Origin of the sequence: Microbacterium kribbense, from assembly GCF_039537285.1 — a bacterium.
GTDB lineage: Bacteria > Actinomycetota > Actinomycetes > Actinomycetales > Microbacteriaceae > Microbacterium > Microbacterium kribbense.
Genome location: NZ_BAABAF010000016.1, coordinates 1 through 14826, shown reverse-complemented (window position 1 = coordinate 14826; position 14826 = coordinate 1). Strand labels below are relative to the sequence as shown.

Annotated in this window: 10 protein-coding genes; 1 reads left to right on the top strand and 9 read right to left on the bottom strand. The window is 65.2% G+C overall.

Annotated elements, in window-relative coordinates; all coding sequences use genetic code 11:
- Positions 1-111: 111 nt before the first annotated feature.
- Genes ABD705_RS15880 through ABD705_RS15840 form a run of 9 tightly spaced genes read right to left on the bottom strand, consistent with a single transcriptional unit; the run spans position 112 to position 13782 of the window.
- Positions 112-1110: a formylglycine-generating enzyme family protein gene (locus ABD705_RS15880; protein ID WP_486341549.1), complete on the bottom strand. Its 999-nt coding sequence runs from the start codon at positions 1108-1110 to the stop codon at positions 112-114.
- Positions 1111-1119: 9 nt separating this feature from the next.
- Positions 1120-2628 carry a sulfatase family protein gene (locus tag ABD705_RS15875; protein WP_344785355.1) on the bottom strand — a complete coding sequence of 503 codons (1509 nt, stop codon included), beginning with the start codon at positions 2626-2628 and terminating at the stop codon, positions 1120-1122.
- A gap of 20 nt (positions 2629-2648) precedes the next feature.
- Complete coding sequence (locus tag ABD705_RS15870; RefSeq protein ID WP_344785353.1) at positions 2649-5081, bottom strand: beta-glucosidase family protein; 2433 nt, start codon at positions 5079-5081, stop codon at positions 2649-2651.
- A gap of 2 nt (positions 5082-5083) precedes the next feature.
- Complete coding sequence (locus ABD705_RS15865; protein WP_344785351.1) at positions 5084-6757, bottom strand: sulfatase family protein; 1674 nt, start codon at positions 6755-6757, stop codon at positions 5084-5086.
- The gene (locus tag ABD705_RS15860; RefSeq protein ID WP_344785349.1) at positions 6757-8517 is read right to left on the bottom strand and encodes a sulfatase; all 1761 of its coding nucleotides are present in this window, start codon (positions 8515-8517) and stop codon (positions 6757-6759) included. Before ABD705_RS15860 ends, ABD705_RS15865 begins: the two co-directional genes overlap by 1 nt.
- Positions 8518-8546: 29 nt before the next feature.
- Positions 8547-9413 (bottom strand): ATP-binding cassette domain-containing protein, encoded by an 867-nt coding sequence (locus ABD705_RS15855; RefSeq protein WP_344785347.1) that lies wholly within the window; start codon positions 9411-9413, stop codon positions 8547-8549.
- Positions 9410-11233: a dipeptide/oligopeptide/nickel ABC transporter permease/ATP-binding protein gene (locus tag ABD705_RS15850; protein ID WP_344785345.1), complete on the bottom strand. Its 1824-nt coding sequence runs from the start codon at positions 11231-11233 to the stop codon at positions 9410-9412. Before ABD705_RS15850 ends, ABD705_RS15855 begins: the two co-directional genes overlap by 4 nt.
- Entirely contained in the window at positions 11230-12174 is a 945-nt protein-coding gene (locus ABD705_RS15845; RefSeq protein WP_344785343.1) for an ABC transporter permease, read from the bottom strand. The genes ABD705_RS15850 and ABD705_RS15845 overlap by 4 nt, the downstream gene beginning before the upstream one ends.
- A 57-nt stretch (positions 12175-12231) precedes the next feature.
- Positions 12232-13782: an ABC transporter substrate-binding protein gene (locus ABD705_RS15840; RefSeq protein ID WP_344785341.1), complete on the bottom strand. Its 1551-nt coding sequence runs from the start codon at positions 13780-13782 to the stop codon at positions 12232-12234.
- 159 nt (positions 13783-13941) lie between these two features.
- Between ABD705_RS15840 and ABD705_RS15835 the strand changes: the two genes are divergently transcribed.
- Positions 13942-14589, top strand: coding sequence for a PadR family transcriptional regulator (locus tag ABD705_RS15835; protein ID WP_344785339.1), 648 nt, complete (start codon positions 13942-13944; stop codon positions 14587-14589).
- Positions 14590-14826 lie beyond the last annotated feature (237 nt).

Below are 14826 nucleotides of genomic sequence, written 5' to 3'. Positions count from 1 at the left end.
AGCTTTAGTCGGTTCTCACTGACCATCGCACGATGGCTCACCACGTCAACGACGTGACACTCAGCACCGAGAACTACACCACCCCAGGGGACGTCACCCCATCTCTCTAGCTCAAGGGCGGCGACCGGTGCTAAGAGCGACGGTCCGGAACCCAGCGTTACCCATCGACGAGTCAGGAGTGTTTTGCGAGCGGGCCGAGTTGCGGTACCGGTTGCAGTAGGAGATGTGGCAGAGGTAGCTGCCGCCGCGGAGAACACGCGCGGTGCCCTGCGCGGGCCCTCGAGGGTCTGCCTCTGGTAACTCTCGGTACGTTCGCGGGTGGAACCAGTCGGCGCACCACTCCCACACGTTGCCCACCGGTTGCCAGAGGCCGTATCCGTTGGGTCGGAACGATCGCACGGGCGCCGTCGTCAGCCAGCCGTCGTCCGCAGTGTTGCCGCCCGGGAACTGTCCTTGCCAGATGTTCGCACGCCAGCCGCCCTCGTCGACCTCATCGTCGCCCCAGGGATATTTGGCGCCGTCGATCCCGCCCCGCGCCGCGTACTCCCACTCGGCCTCGGTGGGCAGCCGGCGTCCCGCCCATTCGCAGTACGCTGTGGCGTCGTTCCAGCTGATGTGCACGACGGGATGGTCACCCCGGCCGTCCACCGACGAGTCGCGTCCGCCCGGGTGAGCCCAATCGGCCCCGCGAACGCCGAACCACCACGGCGTCCCGGCAGCCGGGCCGATCACGTCCTCGTCGGGCGCCTGCAGCGCGAGATGGAACACGGCCGAGAACCCGAAAGTCTCGGCCTCGGTCGCATAGCCGGTCTCGTCCACGAAACGCGCGAAGTCGTCGTTGGTCACCGTCGTCGCATCGATCGAGAACCCCTCGAGTTCGACCCGGTGCAACGGCACCTCGCCGTCTTGCGGGTTCCGATCACCGGACGAGTCACCCATGGTGAATGCCCCTGCCGGAACTACGGACTGCTCGATCGTGTGCCGATCCACGCGAGCCGCCATCGTCACCTGCTCCGGAGCGCGCCCGAACTCAATGAACGTCGCCCGGCTCGGTGTGCCGCATCCACAACCGCATCCACCGCCGGCAGCATTCTCCGACGCATCTGTCACTTGATCACCTCAACTCGACGCGCGAATCTGCCGTACGTAGGTCGCGACCCGCTCGGCCAGTTCCTCATCGTACGGCCCCCAGTCCGGGTGGGACGTACCCGGTCCCCGGTAGGGCTCGTCCTGGTAGCGGGCTTGGTACTGCCCAAGCTTCACCTGCAGCTCGGCCTTGATCTGCGCGTATGCGGGATCGTCGGCGACGTTGCGGACCTCGGTGGGATCGGCGTGCAGATCGTACAGCTCCCACTCCGGCTCGAACACGACATCCGATGCCCCCGGTACGCCGAGCCCAGCCCCGTAGTAATAGATCAGCTTGTAATCCGCGGTCCGGATGCCGTAGTGCGCCGGGGCTGCGTGGATCGGGTCGTCATGCTCCCAGTACCGGTAGTACGCCGCATCCGCCCAATCCTCGACCTGCTCACCTCGTAGCAGCGGCCGGAACGATCGGCCCTGAGACGTGGGCAGCGCCACGTCCGCATCGATCCCAGCTATGTCGAGGAACGTCGCGGCGAAATCCACGTTCGTGATAATCGCCTCGCACCGCGACCCCGCCGGGATCTCAGCCGGCCACCGGACCAGCATCGGCATCTGCAGGGACTGATCGAACATCAGCCGCTTGTCGAACCAGCCGTGATCACCCAGGAAGAACCCCTGGTCCGAGGTGTAGACCACCAGTGTGTTATCAGCGAGCCCGTGCTCGTCGAGGTAACCCAGTAGCCGCCCGACGTTGTCGTCAATCGACTGGATGCACTGCAAATAGTCGCGCATATAGATCTGGTACTTCCACCGCATTCGCGTTTCGCGGTTCTCCGGCCCGCGCAGATGCTCGGGCACCTCCTGCTTCAGATCGTCGGCGCCCATGTCATCGGCGATCGTCATGCGCACGCCGCGCACCGCCTTGCTGCGGCTGGCATAGTCGTCGAAGAACGTCTCCGGCTCCGGGATGGACCCATCCGCATACAGGTGCTTGTGCTTCTGATCAGGGATCCACGGCCGGTGCGGCGCCTTGTGATGCAGCATCAGGCAGAACGGCTGGTCCGTGGCCAGCGAGCCGATCCAATCCAGCGACAGATCCGTCACGATATCGGTCGCGTACCCCGGCACAGTCGCCGGTCCGTCCCCGTCGATCATCACCGGGTCGACGTAGTCACCCTGCCCCGGGAAGATCTTCCAGGCGTCAAACCCACGTGGCAGCGAGATGCCGTGCTCCCCCAGATGCCACTTCCCGAACATCGCCGTCCGATACCCGCCCTCGTGCAGCGCTTCGATGAACGTCGGCACCCGGTAATCCATCTCGGTCCAGATCGACGACACCCCGTTCACGTGGCTGTACGTGCCAGTGAGGATCGTGGCGCGCGACGGGCTGCAGATCGAGTTCGTACAGTACACGGCATCCATCCGCACCCCCTCGGCTGCGAGGCGGTCCATATGCGGGGTGTGATTGACCCGGCTTCCGTAGGCCGAGATCGCATGCGCTGCATGATCGTCCGACATGACGAAAATGATGTTGGGTCTGGCCATCTCCTGTATCCCCTTTGGTCTCAGAGCTGGACGCTCAGCGTGCGGCGGTCGTCGCCGACATCAAACCCGACGTGCAGCCGATACTCGCCTGCCTCGTACTGCCACCCGTCATCCCAATACGCGAAGGCCCGCCGGGGCACCTCGATCGCGACGACGGACTCGGTACCGGCCGGTGCACGGACGACGGCGAAGCCCACCAACCAGCGCGTGGGCCGATCCACGGCTGAGTCGTGCCTGTCCGCATAGACCTGGACGACCTGCTTGCCCGCGCGGTCTCCCGTGTTCGCGAGTCGGATCTGCAACGACGCCGACTCACCGACGACTCGCGAGACGGTCGCGTCGGCAACCTCCCACGTCGTATAGCCCAGTCCGTACCCGAACGGATAGGCGGGGCGCACGCCCGAGCGCAGCCACGCCCGATACCCGATGTGGATCCCCTCGTCGTAGCGGAGCACGCCGCCGTGGGGCGTGACATCGAGCACCGGTACGTCGGCCATCGCGGCCGGCCATGTGGTGGGCAGACGTCCGCCCGGTTCCCGGTTGCCGGTGAGGACGTCGCCGAGCGCGTGTCCATACTCCTGGCCGCCGAAGTAGGTCAGAAGCACTGCCGCAACATCGTCACGCCAGGGAAGCTCGACCGGAGACCCCGAGTTGACGACGACGATCGTGCGCGGGTTGGCCGTGGCCACCGCCCGCACCAGGTCGTCCTGTCGGCCGGGCAATGCCAGGGAGGCGCGGTCGTAGCCTTCGGACTCGACTCGCGAGTTCGTTCCGACGACGACGATGACGACCTCCGCTGCCGCCGCCACGGCGGCGGCTTCGGCGATCAGCCGGTCCGCGTCAACGACTGGCGGTTCGGTGCCGATCGTGATGCTCAGCGCGTGACTGAGGGTTCCGCTCGAGGGTGCCCGGCGGAACTCGATCCGGATGCGGCGGGTCACGCCCGCCTCGAACGAGACTGGCGTCGAGGCGGCCGGTGGTGACAGCAGGGCGGCACCGAGGTCCTCGCCCGCGGCGTCGGCCGTCTTCTCGGCGAGCAGCTCGCCATCGACGAAGACGCGCCCGGTGCCGACGGATGCGAAGCCGAGACCCACCTCCTCCGACTCGGTCGGGGTGTAATCGGTCTCGAAGACCAGCGACGACATCTGCCCGATCGGGGCATCGCCGCCGAAGTAGACGAGGCCGCTTGCCAGCCGGTCCTCCGCGTATAGCACGGTGCCCGCCTGGTCGAGGAACTCGACCCGCGCGCCCGGACCGCCGGTGACCGGGTTACGCATCCCCGATCGGGTGAGCTCAGCCAGTCCCTCCTGCACGACAGCGCCGACCGTGTAAGTGATGTCGGCGTCTGGATACGCTTCGCGGATCCCGTCCAGTGGTGAGACGACGTGCTCCGGAACAACAGTGGCGCTGCCGCCGCCCTGCGAGCGCGCGTGGCGCGCATTGTTCCCGATCACCGCGATCCGGCCGGGCGCCGCAAGCGGCAGGATGGAGTCGTTGCGCAGGAGTACAGTGCCCTCGGCCGCGGCCTCCCGCGCGAACGCGATGCCGTTCTCCGCATGCGCAGGCGCGGCAGCGGCGGGCGCCACACCCTCCAACGCGCCCACGCGCGCGGCGAGCCGGAGGATGCGGCGCACCTTGCGGTCGATGGTGGACTCGTCGATCTCGCCGCGCTGCACGGCCGCGATCAGAGCATCGCCCCACGCGCCGTCGGGCCCGGGCATCACGAGATCCTGCGCGTGCCTGGCACTATCGACGCTGCGTACCGCCGACCAATCGCTGACCACGACGCCATCGAAGCCCCACTCGTCGTTCAGTGGGCTCTCCAGCAGCTGGTTCTCTGTCGCAGTTGCCCCGTTGATCGAGTTGTACGCGCTCATCACCAGCCAGGCGCGCGCCTCGACGACTGCGTCCTCGAACGCCCGCAGGTAGAGCTCACGCAGCGCCCGGCCCGTGACCTCGACATCTGCGGTGAAACGTTCCGTCTCGAAGTCGTTCGCGACATAGTGCTTGGGCGTCGCGCCGACCCCGTTGTCCTGAACACCGCGCACGTAGGCTGCTGCCAGTCGTGCCGTCAGCATCGGGTCCTCGCTGAACGCCTCGAAGTGACGGCCGCCCAGCGGCGAGCGGTGCAGGTTGATGGTGGGGCCGAGCACGACGTCGACTCCCTTGCGCCGTGCCTCCACGGCGCTGGCAGCACCGTAGCGCCAGGCGATCTCGACGTCCCATGACGATGACAGCGCCGTCGCCGATGGCAGGTTCAGGGACGGGGAGCGCTCATCCCACACCTCACCTCGGACGCCACTGGGGCCGTCCGAGACCAGGATCCTTCGCAGGCCGATCTTCTCGATCGGCCACGTCGTCCAGAAGTCCCGGCCGGTGAGTAGCATCACCTTCTCTTCGAGCGTCAGCTGTGCGAGCCGCTCGTCGATCACTGCGCCAATGCCGGTCGTCATCGTCATGTCCTCGAATCCCGTTCTCGCTCGTGCGCGGCCGGCACTGCGACCGCGATATCTTCGCTCGGCTCGTATCCGATGCGCCAGGCCTTCAACCACACTGGTCCGTCCGCGACGGTCGGTGCTCCGTGCAAGCGCCATCGTCGTCCGCTGCTGGCAGGCATCCCGATCTCGCGCTGGAACTTCTGCTGCGCGAGGTCAGGGGTCGGCGGGTCGGTCGTCCAGCCGACGATCGCGCCAGGCGTTTCACTCGCCGCGGTGAACACGCCGTCGGTGATCTGCGTCGTCGGGGATGCCGTCACCTGGCGCGCCCCGCCGGGCCGCCACTGCTCCTCCAACTCTTCTTCGGGGATCGCCCCGAGGTCTCCGTACTGTTCGATCCACCCATCGAGCGCCGCGCGGAGGCGGTCGAGGTCGCCGCGGTGCTCAGGGCGGGCGGCGAGATTGACCACCTCGTGTGGGTCGGCGATGATGTCGTACAGCTCTTCTGCTGGCTTGGACTGCGCGACGACCGCACGTTGAGCGGCGGTCATCCGTGACGGCTGCTCCCCGCGGGCACGCTGCTGGCACTCGTCCGAGGCGAGCCGTCGGAACCCAGCCCACGTGGCGAGATGATCCGGGTACTCGGTGTGGATCATCGCGGGTTTGTCCGGGTGGTAATTGCGGATATACCGGAATCGCGCGTCCCGCACCGTCCGTGATCGGTCGTCAGCTTCTCCCTGCCGGTCGCGCCCGCCGAAGACGTGTGCGTTCGGCTCGGCGACCACGGTCCACTCGTCGTCGAAGAGGGGCACGCCATGCATTCCGGCCGGGATCGGGAGCCCGGCCAGCGCGAGCATCGTCGGGGCGAGGTCCATCGTGTGAACAAGGCCCGTCGCCACCGCACCGGCAGTCAGGCGCCCCGGCCAGCTCACGATGAGCGGTTCGCGCAGACCCGACTCATTCGGCCAGCGCTTGGCTCGCGGCATCCCTTTTCCGTGGTCGCTCCAGAACACGACGACAGTGTCCTCGAGCAGACCATCCGCCTCGAGTTCTGCGACGATTTCACCCACCCAATGATCCATCTCGGTGATGAGGTCGGCGTAATGCGCCCATGCGGTACGGAACGTCTCATCGTCGGGGTAGTACGGCGGCAGCGGCGCATCGGCTGGATCGTGGCGGACCTCATCGACCACGTGCGGCGTCGCGGCGCAGAACGCGTCGTCGTCCAGGTAGAGCTGCGACTCATGTGTGGCCATCCCGTGGAAGATTGCGAAGAACGGAGTGTCGTCGCTCGGGCGGTTCCGCCAGTGGGCGGTGGGGCTGCAGTCGTCGAATGCGACTTCGGGAAGGTCGATCTGAAAGTCGGTGAACCAGTTGTTCGTGCAGTAGTAGCCGGCCTGGCGGAACACCTCCGGCAGAAGGCGTACCTCGGACGGTGGCACGGCCTTCGAACGCATGTGCATAGTGCCGATGGCCGTCGGGAAACAGCCGGTGATGATCGCGGACCGCGACGGCGCGCAGATGGGCGCAGCGGCGAACGCGTTGTCGAACCGTACGCCGCGCGCAGCGAGGGTGTCGAGATTCGGCGTGTGAGCGTACTCGGCGCCGGGCCACACTCCGGTGTAACACCCGAGGTCAGGGTTGATGTCATGCGTGCTTATCCAGACGATGTTGGGGGGCTGGTCGGCACCCATCAGGCCGTCACTCCGCTCTGGATGTCGGCGAACTCGGCAGCCATCGCGGTGAGGACGTCGGCAGTGATGGCTCCGCTCTTGGCCAGGCCCATGATGCTCACCCACGGCGCCGACGAGACCAGCTCGGTCGTGACGAGCCAGGGCACGTAGCGCTCGAGGACGTCTCGCGCAGAGCGCTCTGCGAGCAAATCGTGCAGCGGGGCCTCCAGCAGTTCGAGCGCGGGCAGCTCGTCGCGCGCCGGGAGGGGGGCCGCGATCTCCCGTGCCCGTTCGGCGTCCGCTGCTGCACGCAGATACTGCGGACCGGGAGATTCTTGGGCGGGTAGGCCGAGACGCTCGTAGAGGCTTTCGGGTGCGTCGTTGCGTCGCAGCAGGTCGACAAGGAGCCGAATCATCCGTAGTTCGATCTGGTCGTCCACTACGGGCGTGTGCTGGCCCGGGTCTTCCTGCAGGTCCCAGAGCAGCGTCCCATGTTGCCACGAATTGATCCGGAAGTTCGAGCCTGACTCGACACGCATCGTCCGGAGCCCTTTCGTGAAGGTGAACGGTTCGGCGGGCTCCCATTCCGTGAGCTCGGCGACGGCAAACCGACTGCGCATGTGCGTGGGCATGAGGGTGAAGTCCTCGATCGGCCGGTTTGCGGCATCAACGCTGGCTCGCATGTAGACGTAGCGTCCGTCGGTGACGTTTACATGGCCGCCATGGATGCCGAACAAGGCCCCGTTCTGTTGCGCCTTGGGGATCGCCAGGTCTCGGCCGAGCATGTCGGGTGCCGGCTCAAGGTCGAAGAACTGCAGCACTGTCGGGGCTATGTCGATGGTCTGCGCGAGGTCCCCTCGACGCGGGTCGCTGCCACCGGAGCGCGGGTCCCAGAGGAACATGGGCAGGTGCACGAGTTCGTTGAACCACGGCTGCACGGACTTTGCCCACCAACCATGCTCTCCGAGGAGGAAGCCATGGTCGGTGTTCACGATGAGCATCGTGTCGTCCCACATGTCGTGCTCGTCCATAAAATCCATGACACGACCAAGCGAGTAGTCGCACATGGACACGAGCGCCGCATACTCTCGGCGAGCATGCTCCACTTGGTCCTCGGGTTCGACCACCTTGCTGTAGTCGGGCCAGTCGAACTGCGGGCCATCGTAATCGTGCGGGTAACGGTCCTTGAAGCGCTGGTGGACGAAGAAGGGCTCGTGCGGATCAAAGAGCTCGATCTGCAGCAGCCACCGGTCGGCAGCGACGTTCGTGTCGAGGAACTCGATGCCGGCATCCACGGTGCGGGTCTGCGTGTGCTGATCCTCGGACTGCATGTGACGACGGTTGACTTCGTCTTGCCGCCGCATGCTGGCGGGGAAGCCAGCACCGCGCAGTGCCTCGACGTCACCCTTCCAGTTGTCGCCTTCCTGGCCCCGGAAGAACTCCCACGTGTTGTAGCGCGTGTGGTATGTCGCGCCGCCGTCCTCCCAATAGTGCTGATGGTCAGACACCAGATGTGTGTGGACGCCGGCGTTCTTGAGCATTTCCGGCATCGAGTCATCGAACGGTTCGAGAGGACCCCAGCTACGGTGCAGAAAGTTGTAGCGCCCGGTGTGCAGTTCGCGACGGGCGGGCATGCACGGCAAGGAACCGGCGTAGAAGTTGTCGAACGTCACCGCCTTCTCAGCGAGCCGCGCGAAGTTGGGGGCATCGACGAACGTCTCCGCATAGGGCGGCAGCATGTGGCGATTCAGACTGTCGAACATCAGGATGATGGCGCGCATGGTGATGGCCTTCCTTGGGCGTGGGTGGTTCAGACCGTGACGGAAACGGTGCTGGTGGACTCGCGGTGCTGGCGGGCGAGCAGAGCATGACGTTCCTCTCGCCGCCTCGCCTGCAGGGTCGGATCGGGCACCGGGGCGGCCAGGAACAGGCGCTGCGTGTAGGGGTGTTCGGGGTGGGTGGTCACTTGCTCGGCGTCCCCCCACTCGACGATCTCGCCGCGATACATGACGGCGACACGTGAACTGAGGTGGCGCACCACGGCGAGGTCGTGCGACACGAACAGGTAGGCGACGCCGGTCTGCTCCTGAATGTCGGCGAACAGCTCCAGCACGCGCGCCTGAGTCGACAAGTCAAGGGCCGACACGGGCTCGTCGCAGACGATCAGCCGTGGCCGCAGCGCGAGCGCGCGTGCGATGGCGACCCGCTGACGCTGCCCACCGCTGAACTCTCGAGGCAGTCGCTGCCCCGCGTCCCCGGGTAGCTGGACCTCGTCCAGAAGCGCCCGGACTCGGCTGCGGGCATCTCGTGCCGACATGTCACGGACCATGAGCGGTTCCATCAAGATCTGCTCGATCGTCATGGACGGGTTCAGCGACGTGTACGGGTCTTGGAAGACCACCTGGATGTCATGGGCGAGCGAACGTCGCTGTTTGGCCGACAGATGCGCGATGTCGCGGCCGTCGTAGGCGATGGTTCCTTCCGTCACCGGCGCCAGGCCCAGAATCGCACGTCCCAGGGTCGTCTTACCTGACCCCGACTCCCCAACCAGGCCCACGGTCTCCCCCGGCAAGATGTCGATGGACACGCCCTTCAGCGCCCGGAACGGCTTCTTACGGAAACCCTTCGCGGGGTATTCCACGACGAGATCACGAACGTCGACCAGCTTCTCGGTCATCGGATCGCTCCTTCCGCAGCAGGCGAGTCCACATGCTCGTCTGTCGTCGCCGGCTCGGCCTCTTCCAGGACGGCGTCGAACAGCGACTGGGTGTACGGATGCTGCGGGTGCGCGAAGAGGTCGATCACCGGCCCGTTCTCAACGATCCGGCCCGATCGCATCACTGAGACGGTGTCGCAGATGTCCGCGACAACGCCGAAGTTGTGGGTCACCAGGATCATCCCCATGTTGCGCTCTTCCTGCAGACTGCGCAGGAGGTCAAGAACATCGGCCTGCACGGTGACATCCAGAGCAGTCGTCGGCTCATCAGCGATGATCAGGTCGGGATCACATGAGACGGCACCGGCGATCAGCACGCGCTGAGCCATACCGCCCGATATCTCGTGCGGGTAAGCGGAGAAGGTGCGCTCGGGATTCGGGATGCCGACGCGGGCCAGCAAGTCGATCGCACGACGTTTCGCTTCCCGCCGGCTGATCCCGAGCTTCGCGCGCATCGGCTCGACGAGTTGACTGCCGACCGTGAACGAAGCGTCCAGGTTCGACATCGGCTCCTGCGGGATGTAAGAGATGCGCCGGCCCCGCAGCGTGTTCATCCGTGACTCGGACAGGGAAGCAAGATCCGTGCCCTCGAATTCGACGGATCCGGCGATGATCCGGCCGCCGGAAGGCAGCAGCCGCAACACCGACCACGCCGTCTGCGTCTTTCCCGACCCGGATTCACCGATCACACCGTGCACTTCACCGCGGTGCACGGTCAGCGATACGTCTTCCACCACAAGCTTGACCGTTCCATCGTCCTGCCCATAGCCAACGGCGAGGTCGCGAATGCTCAACAACTCCTCACGGTCAGCCCCCACCACACCGGCGCCATGACGGATCACAGCCTGCTTCTCGATCGTCGGTACCGCTAGGTCGGCCGTTCGCTGCCTGGGGGCACGCGCGCCCGAACGCTCCACCGTGTCGCGTATCGCATTGGCCAGAAGAACCAGCGATACACAGGTCAGCCCGATCGCAAGACTGGGCCACAGCATCAGAACGGGGTCCGAGTAGATATTGGCGAACCCGTCGTTGAGCATCCCGCCCCACGTCGCCAGCGACAGGTCACCCAGCCCGAGGAACTCGAGTCCCGCCTGGATGGAGATCGCCACACCGGTGACGAAAGCGGCCTGCACCAGCGCCGGCCCACGCACGACTGTGAGGATGTGCCGTGCGATGATCCGCCCGTCACTCAGGCCCGACACGCGGGCCGCGTCGACGTACAGTTCATCCCGCACAGCAGAAACGGTCGCGTACACGAGCCGGTAGAACGCCGGCGACAGCAGCACCCCGAAGATGGCCATCGATATCCACATCGACGGCCCGACCACCGCGCGCGCCGCCAGCAGAACGATGATGCCGGGCAACGCTTGGACGAGTCCCATCACCCAGTCCGAGACGCCCTCGAACCACTTCCTGTAGTAGCCCGCGACGAGTCCTGTTGTCACACCCAGCACTGCCGCCACTGCCAGCGCCAATACCGCACCCGCGACGCTGAACCGCGTCGCGAACAGCAACCGGGAGAACGCGTCACGGCCTGCACTGTCTGTGCCCAGCAGGTGATCGGCCGAGACCGGAGCCAGGACATCCAGCGCCGATGCGGTCTCGGGATCGTGCGGTGCGAACAACGGTCCGATGACCGCGACCAGCAACACGAGAACGAGGAAGACTAAGGATCCGACGGCCACCGGCCGCTTCATCAGGCGGCGCAGCAGGGATTGCGGAGGACGACGCACAACAGCGGCGATCTCATCAGTGAGACCAGCAGGCAACGATTCAGTCATGACAGACGCACCTTCGGGTTCAGCCAACCCTGGATCAGGTCGACGACGAGATTCAGAAGAACGACGATGACAGCGGTTGCGAGCACCAGTCCCATCACCAGCGGGATGTCGCCCTGTGAGGTCGCCGTGACCGCGACTTGTCCGATCCCGGGGATCGCGAATACCTGCTCGATGATCACCACCCCGCCCAGCAGCCCGACGAAGTGCACGCCGAGCACCGCCAAGGCAGGCCCCCCGGCGTTGCGCAATACGTGCTTGAAGATCACCGAGCGCGGCGAGATGCCCCGGCTGCGCAGCGTCCGAACGTAGTCCTGCCGCAGCGAGTCCAGCATCGACCCACGGATCTGCTGGGTCACCGCGGCGATGCCCCCCAGGGACAAGGCGATGACGGGAAGAGTGATCGACCCGATCCAACCCATGGCCGAATCTGTCAGCTGCACAAAACCGGTGGGACTGAACCAGCTCAGGTTGATGGCGAACACCAGCACCAGCCCCAGCGCGATCAGGAAGTTCGGAATCGCGGTACCGACCAGCGAGAGCACCTGCACAACCGTGTCCACAGTCCCTCCACCGCGCGTCGCGGCCACCACACCGAGCACGACAGAGATGATCGCGATCAGAATCGTCGCGCCGAACACCAGCGAGAGGGTCACCGCCAACCGACTCAGGATCGCGTCCGTGACCGGTTGGCTCGTGAACCACGACGCCCCGAAGTCGCCCCGCACAGCACCCGACACCCATGCGCCGAACTGCACGATCAGCGGCTGATCCAACCCCAGCTCATGCGACTTCTGCGCGACCGCTTCCGCGGAAGCATCCTGACCCAGAAGCTGACGCGCGATATTCCCGCCGCCCGCATACAGCAGCAAATAGGCAATCACGCTGATCGCGACCACCATCACCACGCCCGAGGCAATCCGCCGGGCAATAAACGAAAGCATCTCAATCCTTCCGGATGGGCGGCGTGGGGGCGCTACGAAGCGCCCCAACGCCACGCCTCAGCCCTTGGGAACGAAGTTCCACAAGTAGGGATACGCGTTGCCGGTCTGCGTCTTCACCGTGGTGGTCGGGGCCGTCGCGTACGTCTGCTGCGGGCGGTACCACGGAGCGAACCACGCCTGCTCCACGACATACTTGTTGAGCTCCTTCGCCGCAGCCGCCGCCTCCGCATCACTACCAGACTGAATGGTCTTCGCGAACCCGGCGATCTTGGCATCCCCCACATGGAACGGGTTCCATCCGGCATTGGGCAGAAGGTCAAGCGCCAGTGACTGCCATACCGTCGGCGTCGTCTGAAGCTGCATCACCGTCGACGAGTACTTCGCCGCCAGCAGGTCCGCGAGGAAGCTGCTCGATGCGACGCTGACGAACTTCACGTTGATCCCGATGTCGCCCAGGTACTGCTTGACGAGGGCGTAAACCGCCGGCGGGAAGGCCGCCGACTGCGGCTGGGTCAAGGTGATCTCACCGGCAGCGTAGCCTGCCTCCTTCAACAGCTGCTTGGCCTTGCCGGGATCGTAGCTGTAGTACGAGTCGAGCGACGGGTCCCCACCGGTAGAAGCGGGCGAGATGATCGACGAGGTGACCTCGCCGTAGCCGTGTCCCACGGCTTTGAGCAGGGCGTCACGGTCGAACGCATAGTTGATCGCCTGACGAACTCGCACGTCTGCCAGTGCCGGAGACAGCTTCCCCTCGCGGTCGAACAGGAGCAAGCCCGTGAAGTTGAGCGTCTGACCGTTCGCCTTGTAGCCGGCCGACTCGACCTGCTTGATCGTCGAGTTGTCGACCAGCGGCGCGCCATCGATCTGGTGGCCCTTGATGGCGTTGAGGATCGCGGTGGGCGTGGAGTACACATTCATCACGAGCTTCGCGTAGTGCTGCTGATCCGGGGCCCAATAGTCCTTGTTCTTCGCGAACACGTACTTCGAACCGACAACCGTCGCGCCCTTGTCAAGGACGTACGGGCCCGAACCGACGGGATTGGTCTTCTCATCGGCCGCACCGAAGTGCTTCGGACTCTCCTGCAGACCGGGATTCTGTGCAAGGAAGGACAGCAGCGCCGGGTTCGGTGAACTCAGCGTCAATTGGAGAGTCGTGGCGTCCACCGCCTTCACATCCTTGAGCTGGGCGAGGTACGCCTTCTGCGGCGAGGCACCGTCTCGGAACCGCAGGAGATTCTGCGCCGCCACAGACGCGTCGAACTTCGTCCCGTCGGTGAACGTGACATCATCACGCAGCTTCATGGTCAGCACTGTGTTGTCGGCGTTGTACGACCACTCGGTTGCCAGCCAGGGCTTCACCGTGCCATCCGGGTCCTGATGCAGCAGCGAGTCATACACGGCCTGCAGATACGGTGACTCATTCGCCCACGGTGCGTCATCCACCGCGAAGGTACTCGAGGCGACGATCGTGCCGATCGTCAGCGTCCCTTCCCCCGCCTTGACACTGCCGCTGCCGCCGGACCCTCCGCTCGAGCATCCCGCCAGCGCGACCGCAGCCACGGTGATCGCCGCGACGGTCGCTGCCATCCGCTTCCTGAAGTTGAACATCTTCGTCTCTTCCGGGTCGTGCGGTCCGTCGTGGACCGGCCTTGTGCAGACGCTAACAGGATCGGACCGTGTATTCAACAAGTAGAATCAAATCGTTACTACTTGTGGAATGCTTGTAAGGCTAGAAACTTGCGTAGGCTGGGGGCGGGAGGAGTGACGATGAAGCTCGAGCACCTGCTCCTGGGCGTGCTGCTCATGAGACGCCGCACGGGATATGACCTCAAACGGTTCATGGATCTGCAGGGCGTGTTCATGCGCCCGCGCACGCAGATGAGTCAGGTCTACCGATCCCTCGTGCAGATGGCTCAGAAGGGCTGGGTCACCTATGAGGTGAGCAGTCGCCCTGGCGCGCAGGATGCGAAGATCTACCGTACGACGCAAGCCGGCCGCGACGAGTTCATGGCGTGGCTCGACAGTGCTTATCACCCGACCGTGAGCCCCCTGAACTTCGAGTTCAGGGCACGAGTATTCTTCAGCGGCTTCCGCGACGACGAGTGGCTCATCGCCTTGTTGAATGCCGAGATCGAGGCCCGCCAGCGGCAGATCGCGAAGTACCGGTTCCGCGACCGGACGATCGAACTCGACCCCGGTGTGGACTTCAATCTCGATCAAACGAACCTGGTGGAGGACTTCCAGCATGAGAGCGGAGCCGCTGCCATGGACCTTCACGTTGAGCGGACTATAGAGCTGCGTGACCTGATCGAATCAAGGCGAGCCAGGCCGGCCGGAGCGACCGCGACCGAAGCGTCATCAGGCGAAGCTAAGAGACTGACTAATTCGGCACGTCAGTTCGCAACTCCCCAGTGATGTCTTGCTGAAAGTACAGTGGGGTCGGCCCTTCAGCATTATGAGTCGACCGTCGTCGATACTCCTTCGCACGTATGCTCCCCAACGGGAAGCACGGGCTGTCAACATCGGAGCGCTCGCTCTATGCCGGGAACGTGCCGGTGACGTCCCGCTGAGTGGTGGAGTTTCTCGACACCGTGCGGATCAGCTGTTGTTGATTATGCCGCGTTGAGTTCTGGGATCGCCACCTCCTCGTCG

Excerpts from the sequence above, each read along its gene's own strand:
- ABD705_RS15860 (WP_344785349.1), bottom strand. The coding sequence starts at position 8,517 with ATGCGCGCCATCATCCTGATGTTCGACAGTCTGAATCGCCACATGCTG.
- ABD705_RS15875 (WP_344785355.1), bottom strand. The coding sequence starts at position 2,628 with ATGGCCAGACCCAACATCATTTTCGTCATGTCGGACGATCATGCAGCG.
- ABD705_RS15865 (WP_344785351.1), bottom strand. The coding sequence starts at position 6,757 with ATGGGTGCCGACCAGCCCCCCAACATCGTCTGGATAAGCACGCATGAC.
- ABD705_RS15870 (WP_344785353.1), bottom strand. The coding sequence starts at position 5,081 with ATGACGACCGGCATTGGCGCAGTGATCGACGAGCGGCTCGCACAGCTG.
- ABD705_RS15845 (WP_344785343.1), bottom strand. The coding sequence starts at position 12,174 with ATGCTTTCGTTTATTGCCCGGCGGATTGCCTCGGGCGTGGTGATGGTG.
- ABD705_RS15840 (WP_344785341.1), bottom strand. The coding sequence starts at position 13,782 with ATGTTCAACTTCAGGAAGCGGATGGCAGCGACCGTCGCGGCGATCACC.
- ABD705_RS15855 (WP_344785347.1), bottom strand. The coding sequence starts at position 9,413 with ATGACCGAGAAGCTGGTCGACGTTCGTGATCTCGTCGTGGAATACCCC.
- ABD705_RS15835 (WP_344785339.1), top strand. The coding sequence starts at position 13,942 with ATGAAGCTCGAGCACCTGCTCCTGGGCGTGCTGCTCATGAGACGCCGC.
- ABD705_RS15850 (WP_344785345.1), bottom strand. The coding sequence starts at position 11,233 with ATGACTGAATCGTTGCCTGCTGGTCTCACTGATGAGATCGCCGCTGTT.